This is a genomic window from Halolactibacillus miurensis, from assembly GCF_900116255.1.
Lineage (GTDB): Bacteria > Bacillota > Bacilli > Bacillales > Amphibacillaceae > Halolactibacillus > Halolactibacillus miurensis.
This window is the reverse complement of sequence record NZ_FPAI01000016.1, coordinates 1-24,644: the sequence shown is the minus strand read 5'-3', so window position 1 is coordinate 24,644 and position 24,644 is coordinate 1. Positions and strand designations below refer to the sequence as shown.

At 40.3% G+C, this 24,644-nt stretch carries 20 protein-coding genes; 7 read left to right on the top strand and 13 right to left on the bottom strand.

Going from position 1 to position 24,644, the window contains the following annotated elements; translation table 11 throughout:
• Nucleotides 1–38 precede the first annotated feature (38 nt).
• The 3 genes from BM390_RS10165 to BM390_RS10155 form a co-directional block, all read right to left on the bottom strand.
• Nucleotides 39–881, bottom strand: coding sequence for a DegV family protein (locus tag BM390_RS10165; protein WP_062321976.1), 843 nt, complete (start codon nucleotides 879–881; stop codon nucleotides 39–41).
• A 374-nt stretch (nucleotides 882–1,255) separates the two neighbouring features.
• Nucleotides 1,256–1,930: a response regulator gene (locus tag BM390_RS10160; RefSeq protein ID WP_089854652.1), complete on the bottom strand. Its 675-nt coding sequence runs from the start codon at nucleotides 1,928–1,930 to the stop codon at nucleotides 1,256–1,258.
• A 261-nt stretch (nucleotides 1,931–2,191) separates the two neighbouring features.
• The gene (locus BM390_RS10155; RefSeq protein ID WP_062321974.1) at nucleotides 2,192–3,364 is read right to left on the bottom strand and encodes a sensor histidine kinase; all 1,173 of its coding nucleotides are present in this window, start codon (nucleotides 3,362–3,364) and stop codon (nucleotides 2,192–2,194) included.
• Between the two features lie 242 nt (nucleotides 3,365–3,606).
• Here BM390_RS10155 and BM390_RS10150 point away from each other — a divergent pair, with 242 nt between their 5' ends.
• The gene (locus BM390_RS10150; protein WP_062321973.1) at nucleotides 3,607–4,236 is read left to right on the top strand and encodes a YesL family protein; all 630 of its coding nucleotides are present in this window, start codon (nucleotides 3,607–3,609) and stop codon (nucleotides 4,234–4,236) included.
• 246 nt (nucleotides 4,237–4,482) lie between these two features.
• Here BM390_RS10150 and BM390_RS10145 read toward each other — a convergent pair whose 3' ends face one another.
• The 5 genes from BM390_RS10145 to BM390_RS10125 all read right to left on the bottom strand — a co-directional run bounded on the left by BM390_RS10145 (nucleotide 4,483) and on the right by BM390_RS10125 (nucleotide 10,464).
• Nucleotides 4,483–5,292, bottom strand: a complete 810-nt coding sequence (locus BM390_RS10145) for a carbohydrate ABC transporter permease (RefSeq protein ID WP_371859889.1) — start codon at nucleotides 5,290–5,292, stop codon at nucleotides 4,483–4,485.
• A 56-nt stretch (nucleotides 5,293–5,348) separates the two neighbouring features.
• On the bottom strand, nucleotides 5,349–6,230 hold the full coding sequence (locus tag BM390_RS10140) for a carbohydrate ABC transporter permease (protein WP_062321971.1): 882 nt from the start codon (nucleotides 6,228–6,230) through the stop codon (nucleotides 5,349–5,351).
• A 301-nt stretch (nucleotides 6,231–6,531) separates the two neighbouring features.
• On the bottom strand, nucleotides 6,532–7,848 hold the full coding sequence (locus BM390_RS10135; protein ID WP_062321969.1) for an extracellular solute-binding protein: 1,317 nt from the start codon (nucleotides 7,846–7,848) through the stop codon (nucleotides 6,532–6,534).
• Nucleotides 7,849–7,961: 113 nt separating this feature from the next.
• Nucleotides 7,962–8,732: a response regulator transcription factor gene (locus tag BM390_RS10130; RefSeq protein ID WP_089854645.1), complete on the bottom strand. Its 771-nt coding sequence runs from the start codon at nucleotides 8,730–8,732 to the stop codon at nucleotides 7,962–7,964.
• A 4-nt stretch (nucleotides 8,733–8,736) separates the two neighbouring features.
• Nucleotides 8,737–10,464: a sensor histidine kinase gene (locus BM390_RS10125; RefSeq protein WP_062321967.1), complete on the bottom strand. Its 1,728-nt coding sequence runs from the start codon at nucleotides 10,462–10,464 to the stop codon at nucleotides 8,737–8,739.
• A 154-nt stretch (nucleotides 10,465–10,618) separates the two neighbouring features.
• On the opposite strand from BM390_RS10125, the gene BM390_RS10120 reads away from it, so the two are divergent.
• Nucleotides 10,619–11,251 (top strand): YigZ family protein, encoded by a 633-nt coding sequence (locus BM390_RS10120; protein WP_062321965.1) that lies wholly within the window; start codon nucleotides 10,619–10,621, stop codon nucleotides 11,249–11,251.
• Nucleotides 11,252–11,273: 22 nt separating this feature from the next.
• Here the strand turns inward: BM390_RS10120 and BM390_RS10115 are convergent, their stop codons facing one another.
• Nucleotides 11,274–11,786 (bottom strand): VanZ family protein, encoded by a 513-nt coding sequence (locus BM390_RS10115; RefSeq protein ID WP_231631479.1) that lies wholly within the window; start codon nucleotides 11,784–11,786, stop codon nucleotides 11,274–11,276.
• Nucleotides 11,787–11,966: 180 nt separating this feature from the next.
• Between BM390_RS10115 and srtD the strand changes: the two genes are divergently transcribed.
• From srtD to BM390_RS10100, 3 genes are all read left to right on the top strand, one after another.
• Nucleotides 11,967–12,560: a class D sortase, LPxTATN-specific gene (srtD, locus tag BM390_RS10110; RefSeq protein WP_062321962.1), complete on the top strand. Its 594-nt coding sequence runs from the start codon at nucleotides 11,967–11,969 to the stop codon at nucleotides 12,558–12,560.
• A 5-nt stretch (nucleotides 12,561–12,565) separates the two neighbouring features.
• Nucleotides 12,566–14,602 (top strand): penicillin-binding transpeptidase domain-containing protein, encoded by a 2,037-nt coding sequence (locus BM390_RS10105; protein ID WP_062321960.1) that lies wholly within the window; start codon nucleotides 12,566–12,568, stop codon nucleotides 14,600–14,602.
• Between the two features lie 112 nt (nucleotides 14,603–14,714).
• On the top strand, nucleotides 14,715–15,749 hold the full coding sequence (locus tag BM390_RS10100) for an aromatic acid exporter family protein (RefSeq protein ID WP_089854642.1): 1,035 nt from the start codon (nucleotides 14,715–14,717) through the stop codon (nucleotides 15,747–15,749).
• A gap of 139 nt (nucleotides 15,750–15,888) precedes the next feature.
• Here BM390_RS10100 and BM390_RS10095 read toward each other — a convergent pair whose 3' ends face one another.
• The 3 genes from BM390_RS10095 to BM390_RS10085 form a co-directional block, all read right to left on the bottom strand.
• Nucleotides 15,889–16,647, bottom strand: coding sequence for a SurA N-terminal domain-containing protein (locus tag BM390_RS10095; protein ID WP_089854638.1), 759 nt, complete (start codon nucleotides 16,645–16,647; stop codon nucleotides 15,889–15,891).
• A 252-nt stretch (nucleotides 16,648–16,899) separates the two neighbouring features.
• Nucleotides 16,900–17,652, bottom strand: a complete 753-nt coding sequence (locus BM390_RS10090) for a SurA N-terminal domain-containing protein (protein WP_089854635.1) — start codon at nucleotides 17,650–17,652, stop codon at nucleotides 16,900–16,902.
• A 461-nt stretch (nucleotides 17,653–18,113) separates the two neighbouring features.
• Nucleotides 18,114–18,296, bottom strand: a complete 183-nt coding sequence (locus BM390_RS10085; RefSeq protein ID WP_062321466.1) for a cold-shock protein — start codon at nucleotides 18,294–18,296, stop codon at nucleotides 18,114–18,116.
• Nucleotides 18,297–18,633: 337 nt separating this feature from the next.
• Here BM390_RS10085 and BM390_RS10080 point away from each other — a divergent pair, with 337 nt between their 5' ends.
• The gene (locus BM390_RS10080) at nucleotides 18,634–19,527 is read left to right on the top strand and encodes an aldo/keto reductase (RefSeq protein ID WP_089854632.1); all 894 of its coding nucleotides are present in this window, start codon (nucleotides 18,634–18,636) and stop codon (nucleotides 19,525–19,527) included.
• 57 nt (nucleotides 19,528–19,584) lie between these two features.
• Here the strand turns inward: BM390_RS10080 and glpK are convergent, their stop codons facing one another.
• On the bottom strand, nucleotides 19,585–21,087 hold the full coding sequence (gene glpK, locus BM390_RS10075) for a glycerol kinase GlpK (protein WP_089854629.1): 1,503 nt from the start codon (nucleotides 21,085–21,087) through the stop codon (nucleotides 19,585–19,587).
• Nucleotides 21,088–21,779: 692 nt separating this feature from the next.
• Between glpK and ppc the strand changes: the two genes are divergently transcribed.
• The gene (gene ppc, locus BM390_RS10070) at nucleotides 21,780–24,533 is read left to right on the top strand and encodes a phosphoenolpyruvate carboxylase (protein WP_089854625.1); all 2,754 of its coding nucleotides are present in this window, start codon (nucleotides 21,780–21,782) and stop codon (nucleotides 24,531–24,533) included.
• Nucleotides 24,534–24,644: the final 111 nt, after the last annotated feature.

Below are 24,644 nucleotides of genomic sequence, written 5' to 3'. Positions count from 1 at the left end.
TTGTCTTTATCGTTACTGGACGAGCCGATTAAAAAGTCTTAGAGTTTATACCAACCAAGACCAATCGACCCCTCACCTAAGTGCGTACCAATCACCGGTCCGAAGTAGCTTAATGTTAACTCAACATTGTGGTAGCGTTCTTTTAGTTCACGCATCAATTGTTCGGCCGTTTCAGGGCAATTCGCATGAATGACGGTCGCGCGAATGGGGACGCCAGTACGTGCATCTTCATCAATTAATTCAATCAAGCGTTTAAAGGCTTTCTTTTGGGTGCGAATCTTTTCAAAGGGAACAATTTTCGTCTCAGAGAAATGCAGGATCGGTTTTACTTGCAAGACACTACCGACAAGTGCCTGGGCACCATTTAAGCGACCACCACGGTGTAGGTGATTTAAATCATCCACAACAAAGTAAGCACGTAAGGATTGTTTCACGGTTTGTAGTCGGTCTAAAATTTCTTCTGGTGAGGCGTCTTTTTGAGCGAGTTTGGCAGCTTCTAACACATAAAAGCCTTGGGCCATACAACTTACTTCTGAATCAAATACATATGTATCTAGTCCCTCTACCATACTACCCGCTGTTTGCATCGATTGATACGTCCCGCTAATGCCACTTGATAAGTGGATCGAGACAACCGCGTCATAATCATTTTTTAGTTGTTCAAGTAAATCAACCATCAGTCCAATCGCTGGCTGAGATGTCTTTGGTAAAACTTTTTCTTCTCTTACTAATTCGTAGAATTCTGATGCGGTTAGATCGACTTCTTCTTGGTAAGACGACCCGTCAACTGTGACGGTTAAAGGAATCATATAAATATCGTATTCTTCTCGTATTTCCTTCGGTATATAGGCGGTACTATCTGTCATTATTGCGACTGTCATATTATCGAACCTCTCTATCACTAGCTTAGTTGTTTTTATTATTTCTTTTTAGCTATTACTTTTTTATTATAGTCGTTTTTGATACTGTCTTAATCCTATTATGATTGATTTATCTTTTTATCTGTCATTACCTTCTGTGCTCTCGTTGCTTTCATTTATCTATAAGACGAACAAAGACAAGCACGACACAATGTGACGACGAACATCAACACAAGATAAAAAGAAACTCCATTCTATTCTAACGTTTTTCATAAAAAATAGAAAGCCCTAATACTTAGTTAAATGAGGTATGAGCCTATTCTACAAGAAAACAACCACTAAGTATCGAGTCGTTAGCTCTCTATCCTTAGTGGTTGTTGGTGATTTGACGTTAATTATAAAACTTCTACCCAGCCATTTTTAATGGCGGTGACTACCGCTTGGGTCCGGTCATTCACATTCATTTTTTGTAAGATATTGCTGACGTGATTCTTCACTGTTTTTTCACTGATGAAGAGCGCTTCAGAGATCCCACGGTTACTCTTACCGTCCGCTAAAAGTTGTAACACTTCACACTCACGACGTGTAAGTAGGTGAAGTGGTTTACGGTATTCAACTTGTTGGAAGCCTTTATGTTCTTCTTCACTCATTCGTTTAAATTCTTTGACTAAGTTGTGGGTCACTTTCGGGTGCAAGTAAGCCCCACCGTCTGAGACAATCTTAATCGCTTGAACGAGTGATTCAGAATCCATATCTTTTAGTAAGTACCCTTGGGCACCTGATTTTAAGGCGTGAGTGACATAATTTTCATCATCATGAATAGACAGAATGATGACTTTTAATTGTGGGTATTTTTCTACGAGTTGTTTCGTTGCTTCAACACCATTCACATGTTCCATATTGATATCCATTAAGACAACATCTGGTTGATATGTATCGACCAAACTCATAGCATTTTCTCCGTCACTACCTTCTGCGACAACTTCAAAATCATTTTCAAAATCTAAAATACGGCGTATACCTTCTCTAAATAAGACGTGATCATCAATTAATACGATTTTTGTACTCATAGTTTTGTCCTCCTAATATTCTCTGTGCATAATTCATAGGTTTAGGTTTGTTTGACGTGGTCGTACTATTCTAACACAAGTTGCGACTAACGTACTTGTTTTATTGACAGAACGGTGATGAAAACCACATATCACTGTATATGTCGAATAAATAGTTAAAAAAGTTTCATTCATTTCTACTAAACAACACTTATTATACTAAAAAACTTGGAAAATACCTATACCTTTAGTTGGTTTTAATCAAATTTTAATGAAAATGACTCAGTTTGTTAAAGGAATATTAATAAAAACATGTGTCCCTTTTCCTGGTTTCGACGTAAGTTCGAGTGTGCCTTCCAGCATATCGACCCGCTCACGCATCCCAATCAGTCCGAAGGACTGACTCTTTGTTTCACCTAAGGTAAAGCCTTTACCATCATCTTTGACCGATACATTCACCCGGTTATTTGTCACAATGAGTTTTACATCAATCTCTGAAGCTTCCGCATGTTTAATCGCATTTTGAACGGCTTCTTGTGTCAACCGGAAGATCGCCACTTCATATTTTTCTTCTAAGCGCTCTTGATTGGATTGTTCCTGGAAGTGGATCTCTATATCGTGATACTCACCGATTGTTTGAAGATACTTTCTAATCGTTGGCACCAGTCCTAAGTCGTCAAGAGCCATTGGGCGGAGATCGTAAATAATCCGGCGGACCTCATATAACGATTGGCGCACCATTTTTCGCATCGATTTAATTTCAACGAGCGCTTCTTCTGGACTACGTTCTCGGTACGTCCGGTCGACTATGTCCGCCCGAATTAAGACATTTGCGAGCATTTGTGCCGGGCCATCATGAATCTCGCGAGAGATGCGTCGACGTTCTTCTTCTTGGGCTTCAATGATTTTTAGTCCAAACATTTGTTTTTCTTTCGCATCTTTAATGAGCGAGGTGATCTCTTTAAAGTCATCGGTTAAATAATTCAAGACAATCGATACTTTTCCTACAAGCGATTCCGCTCGTTCAATCGTCTCGTCGATCGTTCGTAACCTACGCTCGATATCATCACGTTCTTTTCTAAGCGTCTGTTCACGTTCTTGTTTCATCCGGTATTCAACTTGTAAGTTATGGGCTGTTTCATACACTTCTTGAATTTCTTGTTCAGAATACATACTAAAGTTTTCGCTTACTTTAGCCAAGCGTTGTCTTGCGACACGTTCTTTACGTTCTAATAAGTCACTTTCCTTAATGATATTCTCAATCTCTTCACGTAATTGCGCGATTTTTTCTGTTAAAGTTTCATACTCTAGACGTGCTTGTTCAGTAATATTATATATTTCATCTTTACTATTATGGACAGCTTCAACCATTTCATCAATAATATCGTCTAATCCTTTTAAATCTGCGCGCGCATGTTTTTTATGTGAGGCATGTTTATTGTGATTTTTTTTCATTATATAAACTCCCTAATGTATTATCCATGATTAGGTTTGTGTGATAATCACACATCTTTTAATCCTGTCTCTTCTCTTGACATGACACCTTTACTATCATTGTATCATGCAGAACGCTATTCGCCTATTAGAATGGTAAACAGCATCTAAACTTAAGAGACTTTCTACCAATAATGATTGCCTTTTTTGACGCGTTCTAAACTTGTATAATAGAAGTAGTTCTTTAAAGGAGGGATCAAGAGGTGACACATGACAAACTGATGCGTGTCGTTGACTGGGTCAGTAAACTCGCCTTTTTAAATATCTTGTGGCTATTGTTCACCGCACTCGGACTATTCGTCTTTGGCTTTTTTCCTGCCACGGTCGCGATGTTTGCGACAATTAGGTCATTTATAAGAGAAGATATTTCGCTACCGTTATTTCAAACATTTTGGTTACACTTTAAAGCCAACGTCGTTAGAAGTCTCGGTTACGGTTTACTTACAACAGTAATCATCGTCATTGGTGTAGTGGATATCGTATATATTCAGGAAATTGAGGCACTTGATTCGACTCTTATCCATATTCCCATCTATTTATTTTTAATCTTTTCTAGTTTAACCTTACTCTATCTTTTCCCAGTCTATGTTCATTTTGACTGGCCATTCTTTCAGACGATCAAACAAGCGTTTCTTATTATGTTGATTCACCCGATCCAAACGTTACTGATGGTGATTTCTATTGCGATGAGCCTTTATTTAATGACGTTTGTGCCTGGTCTTCTATTCTTCTTTGGTGGTTCATTTATTGCTTTACTGGTCTCGTCCATTACCCAACATATTTTTGATACCATCCATCAACAAGCAACAAACCACCCTGCTTCTGAATCTTGAAGCAAGGTGGTTTTTGTCTTCCTCTATTCTTTTCTTTCTTCATTCTGCTAATTCTCTACAAAGAATAGATAAAGTTTAGGTTAGGTTTCTTCCTTAATCGTTTTATTCACGTGCTTATTTTATGGTTTTTAGATAAAGAAAACTCTCGATCATAAGACCGAGAGCTGATTAAGGTGTGTATGAATCATGGTTCATTCGTTTTAATTGAGGATTCAGTCACTTCTTTTATTGATTGAACTGTCGCGATTAGCCTTTCACTGAACCAGCCGCAATCCCTTCCACAATTCTGTTACTTAAGAAGAAGAAGGCGATTAAGATTGGAATAATACTGATCATCAGTGTGGCGCCAATCGCACCCCAATCGGTTAAGTACTGTCCGATAAAGTTTTGAATTCCAACCGTTAATGTTTTGTATTTATCTGATGAGATGAACGTATTCACAAAGACGAATTCATTCCAGTTATAAATCATGTTGATAATGATCGTCGTTGACATCACCGGTTTAGTCATCGGTAAGATAATTTGGAAAAACATCCGGTGAATCGAACAACCATCCATAACCGCTGCTTCTTCAATCTCACGTGGTAACGTACGATAAAAGCCCATCAGAATCATAATCGTTAACGGCATATTATAAGCGGTGTACGCTAAGATAATCGATAACGGGTTATCAATTAAATTGAGTTCACGATAAAACTGAAACAGTGGCACGAGTGTTGAGTGAATCGGAATCATATATCCTACCATAAAGAGTAATAGAACCGGTCCACTTAACTTCCACTTCATCCGGGTAATCGCAAAGGTCACAAAACTTGCGAGAATAACCGTAAGAATCACGGATGTTGCGGTGATGAAGACACTGTTAAAGAAGTATTGACTGATATTACCGTCAAACCATACCCGCGCATAGTTTTCAAATAACCAATCTTCCGGTAAAGCAAAGGGTGAACGCCCGAAAATCTCTGAGTTTCCTTTCAATGAGAAGAAGAAGAGCCAGACGAGCGGATAAATTTGAAACACAGCGATCAAGCCGAGGACCGCATACAGTAGGCTCATGCCTAATTTTCTTGATGACGATTTGTTAGTGTCTGCCATATGTCTTAACTCCCTTCTTAATATTGAATATTGTCATTTTTTGATGCCGTTAATTTTTGAATCACAAAGGTTGTCGCTAGTGCGAGAATCAGTAAAGCAAAACCAATCGCACTGCCATAACCAAAGTTTTTAATACCAAAGGCTTGTTTGTACATATAGGAAGCAATTACTTCACTGGCACCGTTTGGTCCACCGCCGGTCATCACGTAAATTAAATCGAAGTATTTCAGTGATCCAACAATCGCTAACACGATCGTTGTTTTAATCACACCTGAAATAAGTGGGACTTTAATTTTATAAGCAATCTGAAGTGGCGTGGCCCCGTCAATTTCAGCCGCTTCAATAAGTGAGGCTGGAATCCCTTTTAAGGCCGCACTATAAATGATGATATAAAAGCCGGCATATTGCCACACAATCGCAATAAAGATCGCGATTAATACCGTCCCGCGTTCTGCGAGCCAAGCTGGAGGCGACTCGACACCAAGAGTCGTTAGTAAACTGTTTAACATCCCGTTATTCGGGTCATAAATTTTAATCCACAACTGCGCAATCGCAACCGATGATAATAACATCGGAATGAGGTAAATCTTTCTTAAAGTTTCTCGCCCTTTAATCTTCGCTGATAAGACTAAGGATACCGCAAGGTAGACAATGAGTGCCGCGGTTGAGAAGAAGGCAAGGAAAAATGAATTACGGGCACTATACCAAAACGTATCATCTGATAACAGTTCGATATAGTTATCAAGACCAATAAAGGTCATCGGTCCAACCCCGTTCCAATCCATTAAACCGTAATAGCCGGTTAGAAAGATAGGAATGTAGACAAGCCCTGCGAGTAGAATGAGTGATGGTAACACATATAAGGCAATGACTTTCTTATTGGACATCACTTTATCCATAGTAACAACTCCCTTCGTTTGTATCGGTTCTATTGATGTAAGTTGACGTTAGCAAATGAATGGATCGCTCATACGTCTAGAGTGTTTTTGTTTATCCTGATAATGTTTTATGTTTCATTTTTATTCTCTATTAATAACATCTTTTTAGTCGGATATAACGATTATCCGTCATTGGTGAATCACACAAGGGGCCGTATTTGCCCCTCGTGTCGTTCACTTAAAACTTACGTTAATTATTGACTCTCTTATATCGCGCTTCATGATGTTTAACCTTTGAAGTGAGCGCTCATTTAATGACTTGTTATTCCGCCCGAAGGGCTTCTTCATGATTTTCGGCAAACTCTTCAGGTGTGACTTCACCCATGAAGAGCGCTTGGATCATGTTTAAGTGCACATCTGCCGCTGCAGCTGACATTTGCACATCAGCATACAAGGTTAAGTTAGACGCTTCGTTTAAGTCGTTTAAAATATCAATGTACATTTGTGGTAAGTCAAGTTCTGCCGTGTCAACCGCTGTTGCTGGAATCACGCCTGCGTTTTGAACGGACATTTCGCCCCAACGTTCAACGAAGTATTCAACAAATGCTTTCGCTTCGTCTTTCACATCTGAGTTTTCAGCTACGAATAGACCAACACCAGGACCACCGACGTAGCTATTAATATCACCTGCTCCACCTTCAACTGTTGGGAACTTGAAGTAGCCAATTGAATCTCTGAATGCTTGTGGGTTATCTTCATTTGTTGTCCATTCTGGTAAGTCCCACGTCGCCATTAAGTACATCGCGGCTTGTTCGTTAATGAAGTAACCCTTCGCTTCATCGTTACCTAAACCGTTCGTACCATTGATGAAGGCATCCATATCGACAAGGTTTTGAATTTCTTCAGCGGCTTGTACTAATGCCTCATCTGTAAAGCTAATGTCACCATTGATCGCATCAGTAATGACCGTTGGTCCACCAATACGGTCAGCTAGATACATGTACCACATAGAACCAGTCCAAGCATCACGGTTACCGAGTGTAATTGGGGTCACACCAGCGTCAGACAATGTAGAAATAGCTGTTTTCATTTCTTCTAACGTTGTTGGTACGTCGACACCGTGTTCTTCAAAGATCGCTTTGTTGTAATAAACAGGTGTAATGTTTAACTCAAGTGGTAAACCATATGTTGCGCCGTCTACCGCATAAGCTTCTGTCGTACCAGGAACAAAGGAATCTGAGATGATGTCTGTCAAATCAGCAAACATGTTGCCGCTTACATAAGGGTCTAAGAAACCGCCACCCCAAGTCATACCGACATCAGGTAAGTCATTACTTGAACCTAATACGCTTAACTTTTCTTTGTACTGTTCGTTACCTAAGATTTCCATCTCAACGGTCACGCCGGCGTTTTCTGCTTCAAACTCATCGACAATTGTTTGAACGATCATGTTGTGTTGTTTCGAGCTACCTTCTGGCCAGAGGTGCATAAAGTCAATCACAACCTCATCTCCACTAGACGCATCATTACTATCTGTCGCACCGCCATCTGATGCTTCATCGTCACCACCACACGCAACTAGTGCCAATACAGTGAATAAGAGTGCCACGAGCATTAAGAATTTTTTCTTCAACATCATTTTTTTACCCCCTAAGGAATTTGGTTTGTCTTACAGTTACTAATTTATCATGGGGTGTATCAATCCGTAAGGGAGTAAGTTATAGCGAAAAGTCCACTATTTTTAGAAAGCGTTTACATACTCTTCCGGTAAGCACCAGGTGTCGTCTCTTCAAATTCTCGGAACACTTTATTAAAGTATTTCGGTGTTTGATAGCCGACCGCTTCAGCGATTTCAGTCACGTTCATATCGGTCGTCAGAAGCAAGCGTTTGGCTTGTTGGACCCTCACGCGGGTTAAATACTCAACGAAAGATATTTTTAGTTCATCTTTAAATAGTGTACTTAAATAGCTTGGATTAAGATGCACAACACTGGCGACGACTTTTAATGTGAGTGCTTCACTGAAGTGCGTATCAATATAGTCCATCGCTTCTTTGATTGAACGACTAAACCGGTGTTTCTCCTCATTTAATCTGACAATCGATTCATCGACATAACTTTCAATCAGCGTTTGTTTCGCTTGTTTTTCTTGATCAATTAAGGCTTGGTCCACTGTTTGAATCAGTTCTTCTTTACTAACCGGTTTTACAATGTAGTTCACGACATTTAGTCTTAAAGCTTCTTTGGCGTAATTAAAGTCAGAGTAGGCACTGACGATAATGACCGCCGGTTCTTGTTGTTGCTGTTTTAGGGCTTGGATGAGTTCTAAACCGTTCATCTCGCGCATTTCAATATCAGTAATAAGTAAGTGGACCGGGTGACTCAGTATATAGGCCTCTGCTTCTTTTGCTGTTTCAAAACAGACAAGCGTATGTGCCCCTTCAAAGTGACGTGTCAACGTCCGTTTAATCCCTTCCCGTGCCCGCGGCTCATCGTCAACAATAACCAAAGTTTTTTCTTCCATCTGTTTACTCCCCTTTATCACGATTATGTTTGATTGGTAAGGTAAACGTGATCGTCGTCCCTTTACCTTTAGTTGAGTGAATCGTTAAACTCCGAGCGGCTTCTTTGTTGTAATAAAGTTCTAACCGGTGTTTAATATTAGCTAACGCCATCCCGGCACCTTCTGTGTTTAAAGTAAAGCCATGTTTAAGGGATGCTTGTACTTCACGTAGTCGTACATCGGTCATCCCGAGTCCATTATCTTTCACCGCAATGACTAAATCATCGTTGATTTTAGTCATCGAGAGTGTCACGATTCCATCGGTTGCTTTTTCATTTAAACCATGCATGACCGCATTTTCAATAAACGGTTGAATCAATAACTTTGGTATATCTAGTGATAATAACGCCTCATCAATCTCCGTCTTAAAACGGAACCGGTCACCAAAGCGCATCTTCATCACCGTCATATAGTCAGTGAGGTGATTGACCTCCTGTTTAATACTGACCCATTCATCACCGTCTTTTTTAGCAATCGTATAGCGGAACAGATTCGACATACTCATCACCATATCCGCCAGTTCTTCCTCTCCTTTTTCATCAAGTGACCAATATAAGGCGTTTAAGGTATTGAATAAGAAGTGTGGTTGAATTTGAGCTTGTAGCGCTTTTAATTCGGTCTGACTTTTAACGAGTTCTTTTTCATAGACCATCTTAATTAAATAATTCGTTTCTTCTACAAGTTGGTTATAGGTGCTATTTAATTGATTGATTTCAATCGATGACACACTGCTTGGTGATTGCGACAACAAACCGACATGGGTTTTCTTCATCGCTTGAGTCAAGGTCATGATTGGTTTTGTGATATAGGTTGAAAGGCCAAATGAAAAGATAAAGAACACCATAACCCCGACCGTACCGCTCATTAGAATGATTGACAGTAGAAAAGACGTATCTTCGGTCAAGCGTTCAATCGGTGTTAACATCGTGACACTAAAGCCTGTCTCACCTGAGGTTTCCGTTTGAACGACATAATCATCTTGAAACGCCGCCTCGCCTTCTGTTTTAAGCAACTCATCTAATCCCTCTCGGTTAGACGTGCCTATAACTAAGTTATTCGGGGCTCTAACGACTGTGTAATGATTGTCCGCGGTGATGAGTGGTCTAAAATATGTGCGCATCATCCGGATGAGCATATAGCCTCCATTTTCAAATTGCCCATCAAGTAAACTGATTCGGCGCATAAATAAATAATAATTACTGTCCGTTGGGTCCTCACCGATAAACACAAGCTCCCCCTTAAGGTCATCGACCTCTCGTATCACGTCAATCGACACTTGTTCATCCAAATGTGGCCCATCAAGTGGAATAAGATTGACATAGTCTGGTGTGTAAATGTCCACCCGGTAAAAACCGTCGGCGTTTGCTTGAATCCGGCTCACCACACTAGACAGTCGTTGACGCTCTGTGAACGCTGGAAATCGTCCAGCCTTTTGGTCAAATAACACATCTTGAACAAAGTCATTGGTTAAGATTTGTTTACTGACTAAATTGATTTGTTCTATCAGACCGTCATATCGGGCCATTGTTTCTTTAGCCGTTTGGTCGATTTGCCTTTCAGCATTATCGGTTAAGGTATCGCTTACTTGTTTAAAAATGATGCCACCGACGATCAATAAGACAATCATCATTGCCAGCAAAAAGACCGCTAATAATTGATTGCGTAACGTGTTCCACTGTCTAAACCGTGACATTGTATCCCCCCTGTCTAATCTTTTCGATAAACCGCTTACATATAAAGACTTCTCTATCTTATCAGCGCATGCGTTGTTTGTCTATCCATTAAACTAACTCCCAAGGTTTACCTACTCGCCCTGTCTTTGTATAATAAAAGAACGAGGTGACAGCATGTTAAAAAAATATTATACCATTCAACCCTTTGGACAAACCGAGATTGAGATTCAAAAATCACGCTTTATCGCACACGCCAAGCGCTGCGAAACAGAAGCAGCAGCGAAAGACTTTATCGCCGAGATAAAAAAAGACCACCCACAAGCGAACCATAACTGTTCCGCTTACATGATCGGAGAACATGATCAGATTCAAAAAGCGATGGATGACGGAGAACCGTCAGGAACCGCCGGGGTGCCGATATTAGAAGTGATTAAAAAACGTGAACTTAAAGACACGTGTATTGTGGTGACGCGTTATTTTGGCGGGATCAAACTCGGCGCAGGTGGCCTGATCCGGGCTTACTCAACGAGTGCCAAAGAAGCGATTGACGCAGCCGGTGTCGTCTGTCGTAAACAAGTACAAAAATTAGATGTGACCATTGATTATCCGTTACTTGGTAAGTTAGAAAACGACGTAAGACAAACATCTTATATCTTAGAGTCGATTGATTATTTAGAACATGTAACCGTCCACTTAGCGGTTGAAACAGATGACGTTGAGACGTGTAAACAGTGGCTTGTTAACTTAACGAGTGACCAAGCCGAAATCATTGAAACAACAAAAGCCTATATTGACGTCCCTGTCTAGGGACCTCTATAGGCTTTTGTTGTTAGCGTCTTTTTCTTAAAAACGCGAACGTGGCGATAGTGATTACTGCCAATAAGCTGCCCAGACTATCTAAAAACACATCGCCAATATACGGCGTTCTGTTCGGGGTTAAGCTTTGGTGCCATTCATCAAACCCGGCATAGATAACCGACAACAAATAACTAAAAAGATAGATTAAGTGACGGTCCAGGTTTGTTGTCTTCTTAAACGCATAAATGAAAAGCAGTGTGAGCGTAAAGAAAACAAACACATGCGCCCCCTTACGGATGAAAAATTCAACAAAACTTTCAATCCCAAGGCTCGCGACACTTATCACGGAGTTGTGATAGGTAAAGGTGATGTTGTCAACAAACGGTTCAATCACTGCTAAGTCAAACCGTTCACTTAGCGCGGGTTTTAGATCTTGGCGTTCATACGGTGTGGCAGAAAATGAAAAAATGATGCCCATCCATATCACGGGCATGGACCAGATGAATAATTGCTTCATACGAATCTTACTATATTGAGTTGGCAAGCAGCCACCTACTTTCTTTGGATAATTTTAAGTACTTATAGTGCAGTGAGGGTGAGATATTTGCTATACTGGTAATATGACTTTTATTGGCGCATCATAATTTTATGCGCTACTACATATGTCGTTAGTTTAACATAACTGACTCACCTAAGGTGAGCGAAATAAAGGAGATGACAGAGAATGAGAAAATTAGCATGGCTCGTGTTAGTCACCGGGCTCATCTTATTCGGTGTTGGGGCGTTTCAATACGTGTCAACGATTCAAAAGGAACGACAAGCAACCAGTGAAGCGCATGAATTATTGGCTAAATCACGCGAAACACCGGTTGAAGACCGAGAAGTCTTACGCCAAACATTTAACCCAGAAACGGGTGAAACGGTTGGTTTACTTGGCATTGATAAAATAGGGGCATCGATTCCGATTGTGGAAGGCACTGACCCAGAAGAATTAGAAAAAGGCGTTGGTCACTACGCGTCAACGAAATATCCAGGCGACAATAGTCAGATTCTTTTTTCAGGGCACCGGGATACGGTCTTTACCCGTCTTGGTGAAGTGGAAGTCGGTGACATTATTTCCGTTGAGTTGCCTTACGGCACTTTTGAATATGAAATGGTCTCAAGTAAAATTGTTGATGCTGATGACCGAACGATTATAAATCCTCAACTGACCGAGGAAGAACTCGTGATTTCAACGTGTTATCCTTTTGGCTATGTTGGAAATGCACCTGACCGCTACATCATTTACGCCAAACCCGTTGAACAACAAGAGGAGTGAAAGCGATGAGAAAATTAGTTGTTATACTATGTATCAGTTTATTTAGTTTAATCGCGTGTTCAGAAGAGACGATTGAACCAAAAGATCCAAAAGATGACTTAAACGCATATGTTGAGGCGTGGGAAAGGTTAGATTTTAACGCGATGCAGTCACTTGTCTTAGCCAGTGACGATGCCAGCACCTTGACTGAACAATACGAAACAGCTTACGACGCACTCGGAACAACAGACGTTGCCGTCAGCATCACCGATGAACCACAGCTTGACCGCGATCCTGATCGTGATGAGTATGTCGTTGATACGAATGACTACACCTATACGTTAACCATAACCCAAAACACCCTTGTTGGTGACTATTCATTTGATACCGCTATCACATTAACCCCTGTTATTGAGACGATTGATGACACTGAACAAGTCACGCATTATCAGATCATTTGGGATAAAGGTTTAATTATTCCTCCACTTAAAGACGGTGGTGAGATTAAACAAATCGTCACCGAACCGATCCGCGGGAACATCTTTGACCGAAACGGTGAAGCATTAGCCGTAAACGGTGAAATGCGCGAAATTGGGGTTGATACCGGACGATTTGTCGACCGGGCGACAGAAATTGAGTTTATTAGTAAGGCGCTTGATATGACCGTTGACCAAATTGAACATACTTTATCACAGTCATGGGTTCAAGATGGCCTATTTATTCCACTGAAGCGCGTATCCGTGACAGAAGAAGAAAAACTAGCCCAACTCAATGAAATCCCGAGTGTATTATCAACGGCTAGTTATGGCCGAGTCTATCCTGAGGGTGAGACCATGAGTCATCTCGTTGGTTATGTTGGGACGGTCACCGCGGAAGACTTAGAAAATGATGAAGACGGGATTTATTCCGACGGTGATATGATAGGTAAACGCGGCATTGAATATATCTTTGAAGAACAACTCCGTGGCGAGGACGGGATTCGTCTCGTCGTTGATAATAACGGCAATCGCACTGGTATTGTTGAACAAGATCCTGTGGACGGTGAAGATATTCATTTAACGATTGACCGTAAAGTCCAATCCACTCTATTTAATCAATTTGTTGAGGGTGATGCAGGTCATGCGACGATAATCGACCCAAAAACGAGCGAAACATTAGCACTCGTCTCATATCCGTCATTTGACCCTACCTTATTTACTGAAGGGATGTCACAGGAAGTGTATGATGGGCTAAATAATGACCCACTGACACCACTCTTAAACAGATTTCAAAGTACGTACAGTCCCGGCTCTGTTTTTAAACCGGTCACAGCAATGATTGGTTTACACACCGGTAGCTTTACACCGACCGATACGTTAGACATTGATGGCTATACGTATAACCAACCGTCTTTCGGTAACTATGAAGTGAGACGCGTTTCACTAAGTGATGGACCGGTCGATTTACATGATGCGCTCGTCAGAAGTGATAATATTTATTTTGCCAGACAAGCGCTAAATATTGGTGCTGAGAACTTTTTAACAACAAGTCAGCTCTTCGGTTTTAACAATGATGCGTATACCTTTAGCTATCCGATTAGACAGAGTCAAGTTGCGAATGATGAGACTCTTTCAAATGATGTCTTACTGGCCGATACTGGTTACGGGCAAGGACAAGTGTTAGTGAGTAGTCATCATTTAGCGATGATGTATACGCCCCTGTTTCACAATGGGAATATGATGACACCTATCTTACTAAAAGGCGAAACTTCAGAGATTTTAACTGAACACGTCATCTCTGAAGCTGATGTGACTGCTTTAAGACAGGCATTATATGATGTGGTGCAAAACGGAACGGCAACGATTGCTAAGTCTGATACTGTCACTTTAAGTGGAAAGACAGGGACAGCTGAATTAAAACAATCGGCGTCCGATGAAAACAAACAAGAAAACGGATGGTTTGTCGGTTATGACGACGAGTCGCGTTATTTGATCACGATGATGATCGAAAGCGTTGAATCAAAAGGTGGTAGCCGCTATCCAGCCGAAAAAGTTAGACAAGCATTTGAAGCACTCGTCAATTAATAACAGAAAGCCTACCGGTTACTGGTAGGCTTTCCCTCTTCATACATAGGTCATGAAATAACGCCTAGATACATTTATGAGTCAACAAGAGAAAAATAAGGAGGTGACAGAGATGCAACTATTAAAAACATTCTTTGGTCGACGAATTTTAAAAACAAGTGTAGCTGTTTTTATTACGGCCTTTATCTGTCAGTGGCTCAATATTCCGGCAGTCTTTGCGGTTATGACCGCGATTGTCACGATTGAACCGACGGTTCAAGACTCGATAAAAAAAGGCTTGGTGCGGTTTCCCGCTTCAGCGATTGGGTCCTTCTATGCGGCTAGCTTTTTTTATTTGTTTCAAATTTCACCGCTATCGTACGCCTTAGCATCACTATTTACGATTGTGACTTGTTATAAGTTAAAGTTATTTGATGGCTTACTTGTCGCAACCTTAACGTCTGTGGCGATGGTATATGTCATTGAAGGAAGCCCTGTCGATGCTTTTTTTGTTCGGTTACTCACTACAACGATCGGACTATCTGTCTCGACACTCGTTAACTTTATCGTGTTACCGCCAAATTATTTAAAACAAATCAATACAACGATGGATGAAGTATTAAAACTTGCGAGCGTTGACCTTGCTGTCTTTGCCAACAGCCTGCGTCACCATGAGCTAGACGATATCCAAGCCCAGTCAAAAAAGGTGTTCGATACCTTTCAAGAACGCTTACTGAAAGTTGAATCACTTATACTTGACCAACAAAAAGAATCACGCTATCATACACAGTTGTACAAAAAGAAAGCCAACATTGATATTGAATTAAAACAACTACATATGGTCAAACTCATGCATTATCATATCGGGAATTTAACCATGCCCTTACACACTGAAGTCGAATGGGATGAACCGACACATCAAACGGTGACACAGATTGTTGATGAACTTAGTGCCGTATTACATGACCCTGATCACTTTGACCTTAATCAATTAGAACAACATTTAAAAACATTGAATCACACCTTCAGTCAAAGCGCTAAACGTGAAGTCACGCTTGTCGATTACTTACATGCTGAAACGGTCGTTTTATATGAGTTGATTCAGTTAACGGAACTCATGGTTTATTATTTCACTTTAGAAGAGTCAGAAGATGCCCTTAGCACATAGATTATGCTTATGCTGTTACTTATTGGCTTTATATTAAAACAAGCTAAAAAGGCAACCAAGAACAGTGAGAGATCTTGGTTGCCTTTTTTGTTGATATTGATTTGTTAGATACATGCTTGATCGAACTGAGGTCGTTCGTTTAAATATTTTCGTTAATCTCTGCTTCTTCCATTAATGACGTGACTTTTGCTTGGAAGGCTTGTTGGACTTTTGTTTGTTCAAGCTGGGCGATGATTTGTTCTTTTACGTCTTCTAGCGGTGGGACATCATCTGATTGTTCTTTTACTAAGTTGTAATACTCTTCAACTTCTTCATCTGTCACTGATTCAACTTCAATGGCGTCTTCAAGATATTGTTGTTGCAAGAGTTGTGTTTGTAGTGATGCTTTAAAACTTTCTTCTGTATAAGCTAATTGATTTAACGCTTGTTGATAGGCTTCTTCTGTCTCAAATTGACTTTTTGTCTCTTCAAGTGCTCTAGCTACATCATCATCCGTAATGGTAATCCCTTGTTCTTTGGCATCTTGTTTGACAAGCGTGTTACTTTGCAAGGTTTGAAGGGTTTGTTCTTTTAACATATCTTTGTCAGAGGCGTCTTGGTTATTTTGTAGCAAGTAACGTTTTGTATCAACGTACGCTGTATTATACGCGTCACCTAAAACTTCTTCACCATTCACTTCTAACACGACTTGATCATCGGCAACTGTTTCATCATCCGATACATCAAGGTCTAGCGCCGGTGTTTCTTCTGATGAATCATTTGACGTGTCCTCATTGTCAGTCGCTTCTTGATTTGGTTCTTGTTCTGGTGTCTCCTCTTCTGCGCTTTCATTGCCGCATGCCACGAGCACGGTTGTAGTAAGTAATAAGCCTAAAAATAGTTGTAATGTCTTTTTCATCTGTTAAACCCATCCTTTGTTAATGAATTGTGAGCACGACTCACGTTTTCTATGTGACCCATTACAACATAGTCTGAACACTCATTCAACCGTGTTCTTGATAAATACACACTTTTTACATCGCCTTGTTACTTCACTGTCATTTCGCTAGTTCGTTTCACTCGCTAATACGATCGCTTTTATCCTACTCTCCAGATTATATAAAAACACCCTTTGAAGTCATCGCTCCAAAAGGTGTCCATAGCGTATATTTTATATATTTTGTTCAATCTCTGCTTGTTCATTGAGTTCTTCAATTTGAGCGAGAAACGCTTGTTGCATTTTACTTTGTTCAATTTGGGTGACAATTTGATCTCGCACTTCTTCAAGCGGAGGGGTGTCATCTAATTGTTCTTCTAGTAGACCATAGAATTCTGTAATCTCTTCTTCTGTGACAGCTTCTGTTTCAATAACCTGATCCATATACATTTGTTGAAGCAGTTGTTCTTCAAGTGACTGTTTAAAGCTTTCTTCTGTATACGCTAGTTGTGTTAAGGCCGTTTCATATTCTTCATTTGATTCAAATTGTGCTTTTGTTTCATCTAGTGCATCGGTTACATCTTGGTCTGTGACTTCAATGCCTCTTTCTCCGGCATCTTGTCTCAGCAACGTGTAGCTTTTAAGCGTTGTTAAGGTTTGTTCTTTAATCAGTTCTATATCACTGACATCTTGATTGTTTTGCATCATGTAGCGCTTCGTATTGAAATATGTGTCGTTATATGTCTCACCATTGACTTCTTCACCATTAATAACAAGAACGACAGTTGAAGCGTCTACTGTCTCCTCATCAGACACATTAACATCAAGTGGTTCGCGCTCTGTATCTTCTGTTGTATCGTCTGTTTCTTCAATAGGCGCATCTGATTCATCAGGTGCTGTATTTTCTTCTCCGTCTTCACTACACGCGACGAGGAGTAAACTAAATACCAGTAATCCTAAAAGTACACGTAACTGTTTCTTTAACATCTATTAACCATTCCTTTAAATAAATTTATGATGACTTTTCCACACATCACTTTGTCTATTAGAACACGTTTTCATCTGCTTTAGCAAGCGATTTACATAAGAAAAAGAACAAAAAAGAAAACGCACCGTTGTGTCAGTCCGTTTTCTAATAGATTTGAGTAGATTAGGCATGCATCGCTTTTAAAACCGTAATGTCTTGCCAATTTTGCGCAGAGATTAATTCAAGTGTGGTAAATTTATTTGTGAATGCTGTATGCTGTTCCGTTGTTTTTGTTTCAAATTCTAATAATCCTATCGTTTGTTCAATAACCGTGTCTAATTTCCGTTCTACCGTTGTTAAAAAGTTTATGCATTTGACTTTACTATTCAGGTTTTAAAAAAGAAAACAGGTCACCATGTGACCTGCCCAAAAGAAAAAATATAAATAAGTACATGTAAGTTGATACCAACTTGATTCATCATTATGAAAGTTTTGGTAACGTACGCGTATCCTCTTTCATTTCTGATCCACATAACGGACAGGTCGGTTTTTCATCAAAGCTATAATCGAGACGCATGAAACCTTGACAATCATCATTTGTACATGACCAGACCTTTGTTTCTACTTGTTCGACTGGTTCACGACGGTTATTATAGTATGCCATTTACAGTTCCCCTTTCTTGGGTTTAACTTTCATTATACTCCTCTTTTCAGAATTATTCAAAAGGATATTTTTCCATACCATTAATTTCTAAATAAATAGATCTTTAGGTCGATGAAAAAACCATTGCGATATCTTATAATGAAAACGGTTACAATTTTGGAATAGATACTTCCTTTACGACCTAACTGAAGTTACACGTCAAGTGAAGTAGCGTATTTTTCAAATTAGATTGTCCCCCTTATTGGCACCCAATCACGTCATTGGGTGTATTTTTTTTGCATCCGAATTCATTTTTCATTACACTTAGGTTGAATAGACTTTGGAGAGGAGAATGACTGTGAAATATCGTAAATTAGGTAGCACCTCACTCGATTTATCTGTCATTGGCGTTGGCACGTGGCAGTTTGGTGGTGAATGGGGAAAAGATTTTACCCAACAAGAAGTCGATGCGATTCTTCATACTGCGCAGGAAGAAGGCATCAATTTAATCGATACAGCCGAATGTTACGGCGATCATTTATCTGAACGCTTGATTGGTAATTATTTAAAGCGTCATAACCGAGAAGATTGGGTGGTTGCCACAAAATTCGGCCATCATTTCCATGATAACTTTGAACGCACACGTCACGTAAAGGCAGATGAGGTATTAAAACAACTGGATGATTCTTTACTGTCACTTCAGACAGATTATATTGATTTATATCAATCACATTCACTTAAAGCCCATGAGTTTGATAATGACGACTTATGGACTCTATTAGATAAACAAAAAGAACGCGGTAAAATCAAACATATTGGCCTTTCACTGCAAAATGATCCAAGTGTGAATCAGGCGACAAAAGCAACATCTGTCGGAGCGGAAGCCCTTCAGCTTATTTATAACCGTTTAACTCGCGACGTGGAAGAAACGATCTTCCCGGTCGCAAAACAAGATAATCTTGGGATTTTAGCACGCGTACCACTCGCAAGCGGTTATTTAACTGGTAAATATAAACCGGGTGATCATTTCGGCGTGAATGATGTCCGGTCGCGTCATGATAAAGAAGAACAACGTCAAAAATTACTTGAAGTTGAACGCCTATTAAAAGAAGAAGTGCCTGAAGGAACAGACATGGCTACCTGGGCTCTTAGCTGGTGCTTAAAAAATGATTTAGTCACGACCGTTATTCCAGGCTGTAAAACGCCTGAACAGGTAAGAAAAAATGCCAAAGCCGCAACATTAATCGATTAATCCATACAACCACAACAGGCAGCATACCATCTCAAAGTGGTGTGCTGCCTGTTAGCATTAATTTTCTTCTACTTTAAAGACACGTGTTGCTTCCACTGCTTTTTGCCAGCCGTGATAGAGCTTTTGTCGCTCCATTGTTTCCATATGCGGATAAAAAGCTTTATCTTGTTTCCAGCGGGCTTTTATGGTGTCTTTATCTTTAAAGAATCCGGTATAAAGACCGGCTAAGTAAGCGGCCCCAAGGGCCGTTGTTTCATTATTCACGGGCCGTTCCACCGGTGCATCCATTAAGTCACTTTGAAACTGCATTAAGAAGTTATTCTTCACGGCTCCCCCGTCGACACGTAACGTATGTAACGTCACACCAGCATCTTTCATCATCGTATCGAGTACATCTTTTGTCTGGTAACAAATCGCTTCAAGTGTCGCCCGGATGACATGTTCTTTCGTTGTCCCTCGTGTAAGACCAAACATGGCTCCTCTCGCGTCACTATCCCAGTAGGGTGTACCAAGACCAACAAAGGCCGGTACGACATAGACCCCGTCGGTTGAGGTTACTCGTGTCGCGTACGTTTCACTATCACCCGTCTCATCAATCATTCTAAGACCATCCCGTAACCAACCAACAGCACTGCCACCGACAAAGATACTGCCTTCTAGTGCATACGTCACCTCACCATCTAGTCCCCAAGCAATGGTTGTCAAAAGTCCAGAATCCGAATGAACCGCTTCATGCCCCGTCGGCATCAACATAAAACAACCAGTACCATACGTATTTTTTACCATCCCTTTACTAAAGCACGCTTGACCGAAGAGCGCGGCTTGTTGGTCACCAGCGCATGCGGTAATGGGCACAGTGTAACCGAAGAAATGATGACTCACTGTTTGGCCAAAATCACCAGACGTATCCCCTACCTCCGGCATCATATTGCGCGGAACGCCAAAGAGGTCTAATAGCTCAGCATCCCAGTCGAGTGTATGGATATTAAACAGCATCGTTCGCGAGGCGTTTGTGACATCGGTCTTATGGACTTTGCCACCGGTTAATTTATAAATTAACCACGTATCAATCGTCCCAAACATGAACGCTCCCTGCTTCGCTCGAAGTCTATCTGGGTCAACTTGGTCGAGAATCCATTTTACTTTAGTTCCTGAGAAATACGGATCAATCAAGAGTCCTGTTTTTTGTTGGATCATTGACCCAAACCCTTGTTGTCTTAAGTCCTGACAAATAGCTTCTGTTTGGCGCGATTGCCAAACGACCGCTTTATGGACAGGACGTCCGGTGTCTTTTTCCCAAATAACCGTTGTTTCACGTTGATTAGTAATACCAATCGTTTCAATCTCACTCGCATGTATATCTCCTAGTCGTAACACTTCTGCCATACATGATAAGACCGATGTCCAAATTTCATTCGCATCATGTTCTACCCAACCTGGTTCTTTAAAAAACTGTTCAAACTCACGCTGGCTCTTTGCGACAATTTCGCCTGCTTGATTCACTAAAAAAGCACGCGTACTCGTCGTTCCTTGGTCAATTGATAGAATATATCGTTTCATAATTCTCACCTTTCTACATATATATAGTTTTAAGTTACACATTTTTTCTTATCTAACACGCTTATCTCTTTCATTATACCTTGTTTGATCTATCTTTCGCACGCCCAAGCATACCCTTTTCACTAACACCCTATTATGTTTCGTTAGACACGCCGCTCGCTTCTAAAGGCAAAAAAGACAAAAAAATACCTGTACATCTAATGAAATCACTAATGATTTCTATGTACAGGCCAATACTTGCGAAGGGATGCAGCTCGCTTGCTACATGACTATCATAACCAATATTGTAAGCGTTATCAATAGTTTTTTAAAAAAAAATTTAACTTTTACTTTTTTTGTGCTTTCTGCCAATTAAATCGTTGATTCCTCAGTCATTTCTGTTTATTTCCTCCAAAAAAAACGCTTATTTTGATCACACATTTATCTTTTAACCTTTAAACAGACCCGCGTATGTTCTCTGTAAGGGATTGATAAGCAGGACTGTTGGTTTTTTTAATCTCATACATGTATGATAGCGGTTTATTTCTATTAAATTTACATACTTTTCAGTTATTTTTGCAAAAATCTTATGGTATGATAGAATATAGTTACCATATAAAGACGTGAGGTTAACAATTCACAAGCAGAGGAAATATGGTCTTCGTTGATCACTAAAGTGATAACAATATAAACTCTTGAAAGGAAGTGATTCAATGCATCAACAAAAAACTAATGGAAACACGACACTGAATCAAGACGTCGTGTATTTAAATGACATCCTTGATACGGTGCTGTTTAATGAAGGTGGAGAAGAATTACTAGAGACGGTGAAATATTTCCGTAAGCTTTCAAAAGCTCTAAGGGATGAAGCCTCTCCAAGTAACTTTGATCAACTCAATCAAGAAATTATGAAACTAGCACCTGAACTTAGAAATAAAGTCATTCGTGCTTTTAGTGTTAACCTTCAACTTTATAACATTGCTGAACAAAACTACCGCATCAGACGTCGTAGAGAATATCAAATGGAAGATGATACAATCATCCAACCACGTTCTCTTGAGGCTGGGGTGAATGAACTCTATAACCATGACATTACCATTGAGCAAGTCGAGAAAGCTTTAGAAGACTTATCGCTTGAGCTTGTCATTACTGCCCACCCTACCGAAGCGACACGCCGTACGATGTTACGGATTCACCAACGAATTGCTGATCTCTTAAAACAATGGGAATTTTCTTATACACGCTATGATAAGAAAGTGATCCAAGAGGAAATTGAAACAGAGATGACGATTCTTTGGCAAACAGCAGAGATTCGTGAGAAGAAACCATCTGTAATGAAAGAAGTGTCAAACGGGTTATATTTCTTTGATAAAGTCCTCTTTAATGTCTTACCAGTCTTACACCAAGACTTAGAAGATTTACTTTATGAAAAATATTCTCATCGCTTCCACGTACCTGCTTTCTTGCGCTTTGGTTCTTGGATTGGCGGGGACCGTGACGGTAACCCGAACGTCACCGCAAAAATTACTTATAAAACATTAAAAGAACAACGCGCACTTGTTTTAACAAAGTATATGGAGTCAATCGATAAGCTAAAAGAAAAACTGAGTCAATCGACGAAAAAGGTTGACGTGAGTGAAGATTTACTTGAATCGATTGAAAAAGATAAAGCTGAACTAAACTACCGTGGTTGGCATAAACAAGATGAAGTTTACCGCGTAAAACTTGGTATGGTGATGCGCAGACTAAGACTTACATCAGAAGACCAACCAGGTGCTTATATTGATGCCCATGCTTTAAGAGAAGATTTAATGTTAATCCAAGATTCCTTAGAGAATCATCATTCAAAAAGTAACCCGATTAAATTATTACGTCACATCATCCGCCAAGTACAACTGTTCGGTTTCCACTTAGCGACACTTGATGTCCGTAACCATAGCGGGGAACATGAAGCAACGATCACTGAAATCTTACGTCAAGTAGGTATTAGTGAAGATTATAAAGCCCTTTCTGAAGGTGAGAAGCAACATGTCTTAACTAAAGTCCTGCAAGACCCTCGTCCACTCATTTCAATCTATGATGAGTTTAGTGAATCATCTCAAGAGATGATTGAAACGTTTAGAACGATTAAGCTCGCAAAAGACACCTTCGGTGAGCGTGCGATTGAGGTCTACTTAATTAGTATGGCAGAAGCTGTGAGTGATGTTCTGGAAGTACTCGTGCTTGCTAAAGAGGTAGGTCTTTACCGCGTCTACCCTGACGGACATGTGAAAAGTCGTCTCCATGTTGCGCCGCTTCTAGAAACGATCGATGACTTAAAGAATGGTCCAACGATCATTAAAAGCTTATTTGATATTCCGTTGTACCGTAAGCACATTGAAGCTCGCGGAGACTCTCAAGAGATTATGTTAGGTTATTCTGATGGTTCTAAAGATGGCGGAAACTTAACCGCTAACTGGGAGCTATATAAAGCCCAAGAAGACATTCATTCCGTTGCTTCAAGCTACGGCGTGAAACTGAAGTTCTTCCATGGACGTGGAGGTTCTCTCGGTCGTGGGGGCGGTCCACTTTACTCTAGTCTCTTGTCCCAACCACCGATTACACTTGGTGATGGTGTGAAGATTACCGAACAAGGCGAAGTGCTTTCTTCTCGTTATTTAATTCCTGACATTGCTTATCGTTCACTTGAACAAGCAACAAGTGTCTTACTGTCATCGATTGCTGGGATAAGACAAACAGAGAAGCATCGTGAGATGCCATCTGATGAAGCGAAAGATGCGATGGCGTTTATTTCTGAAGTATCACTGAAGAAGTACCAAGACCTTGTCTTTAATGATGATCAGTTCTTATCGTACTTTAACCAAGGGACACCACTGAACGAACTAGGTGCCTTAAATATTGGTTCTCGTCCAATGAAACGTAAAGGTAGTAACCGATTTGAAGATTTACGTGCCATCCCGTGGGTATTTGCGTGGACACAATCACGTCAACTCATTCCGGCTTGGTATGCAGCTGGTACTGGTTTAAAAGCGTACTTAGATGAAACAGGCAACATTCAACTGTTACGTGAAATGTACCAACAATGGCCATTTTTCCGTGCGACCATCAACAACTTACAAATGGCGCTCACAAAAGCTGATTTAGAAATTGCCGATGCTTATACTGATATGATTGATGACCAAGAGATGGCGGTCAGAATCTTTAATGACATCCGTGATGAACATAAAATAACGAAAGACATGGTCTTACAAATCGCCCAACAAGATGATTTAATGGATCACCAACCAAATATTAAAGAATCTGTCCGTTTACGTAACCCACTCGTTGATCCGCTGAACTTAATACAAGTGCAACTTGTGAGTCGCTTACGTCAAGTCCAAGAAGACTCAGAAGAGTTCAATGAACTCCTTGGCGAAGTCCTATTAACCATTAACGGTATTGCCGCTGGTTTACGTAATACAGGTTGATTTCACTCTATAAACCGGTTGTATAATATTTGGTGTTGGTGAAGGGATTTTAAGTGAGATAGAGATTGCTCACTAAAATTACTCACTAGCACCTTTTTCTTTCTAAATATA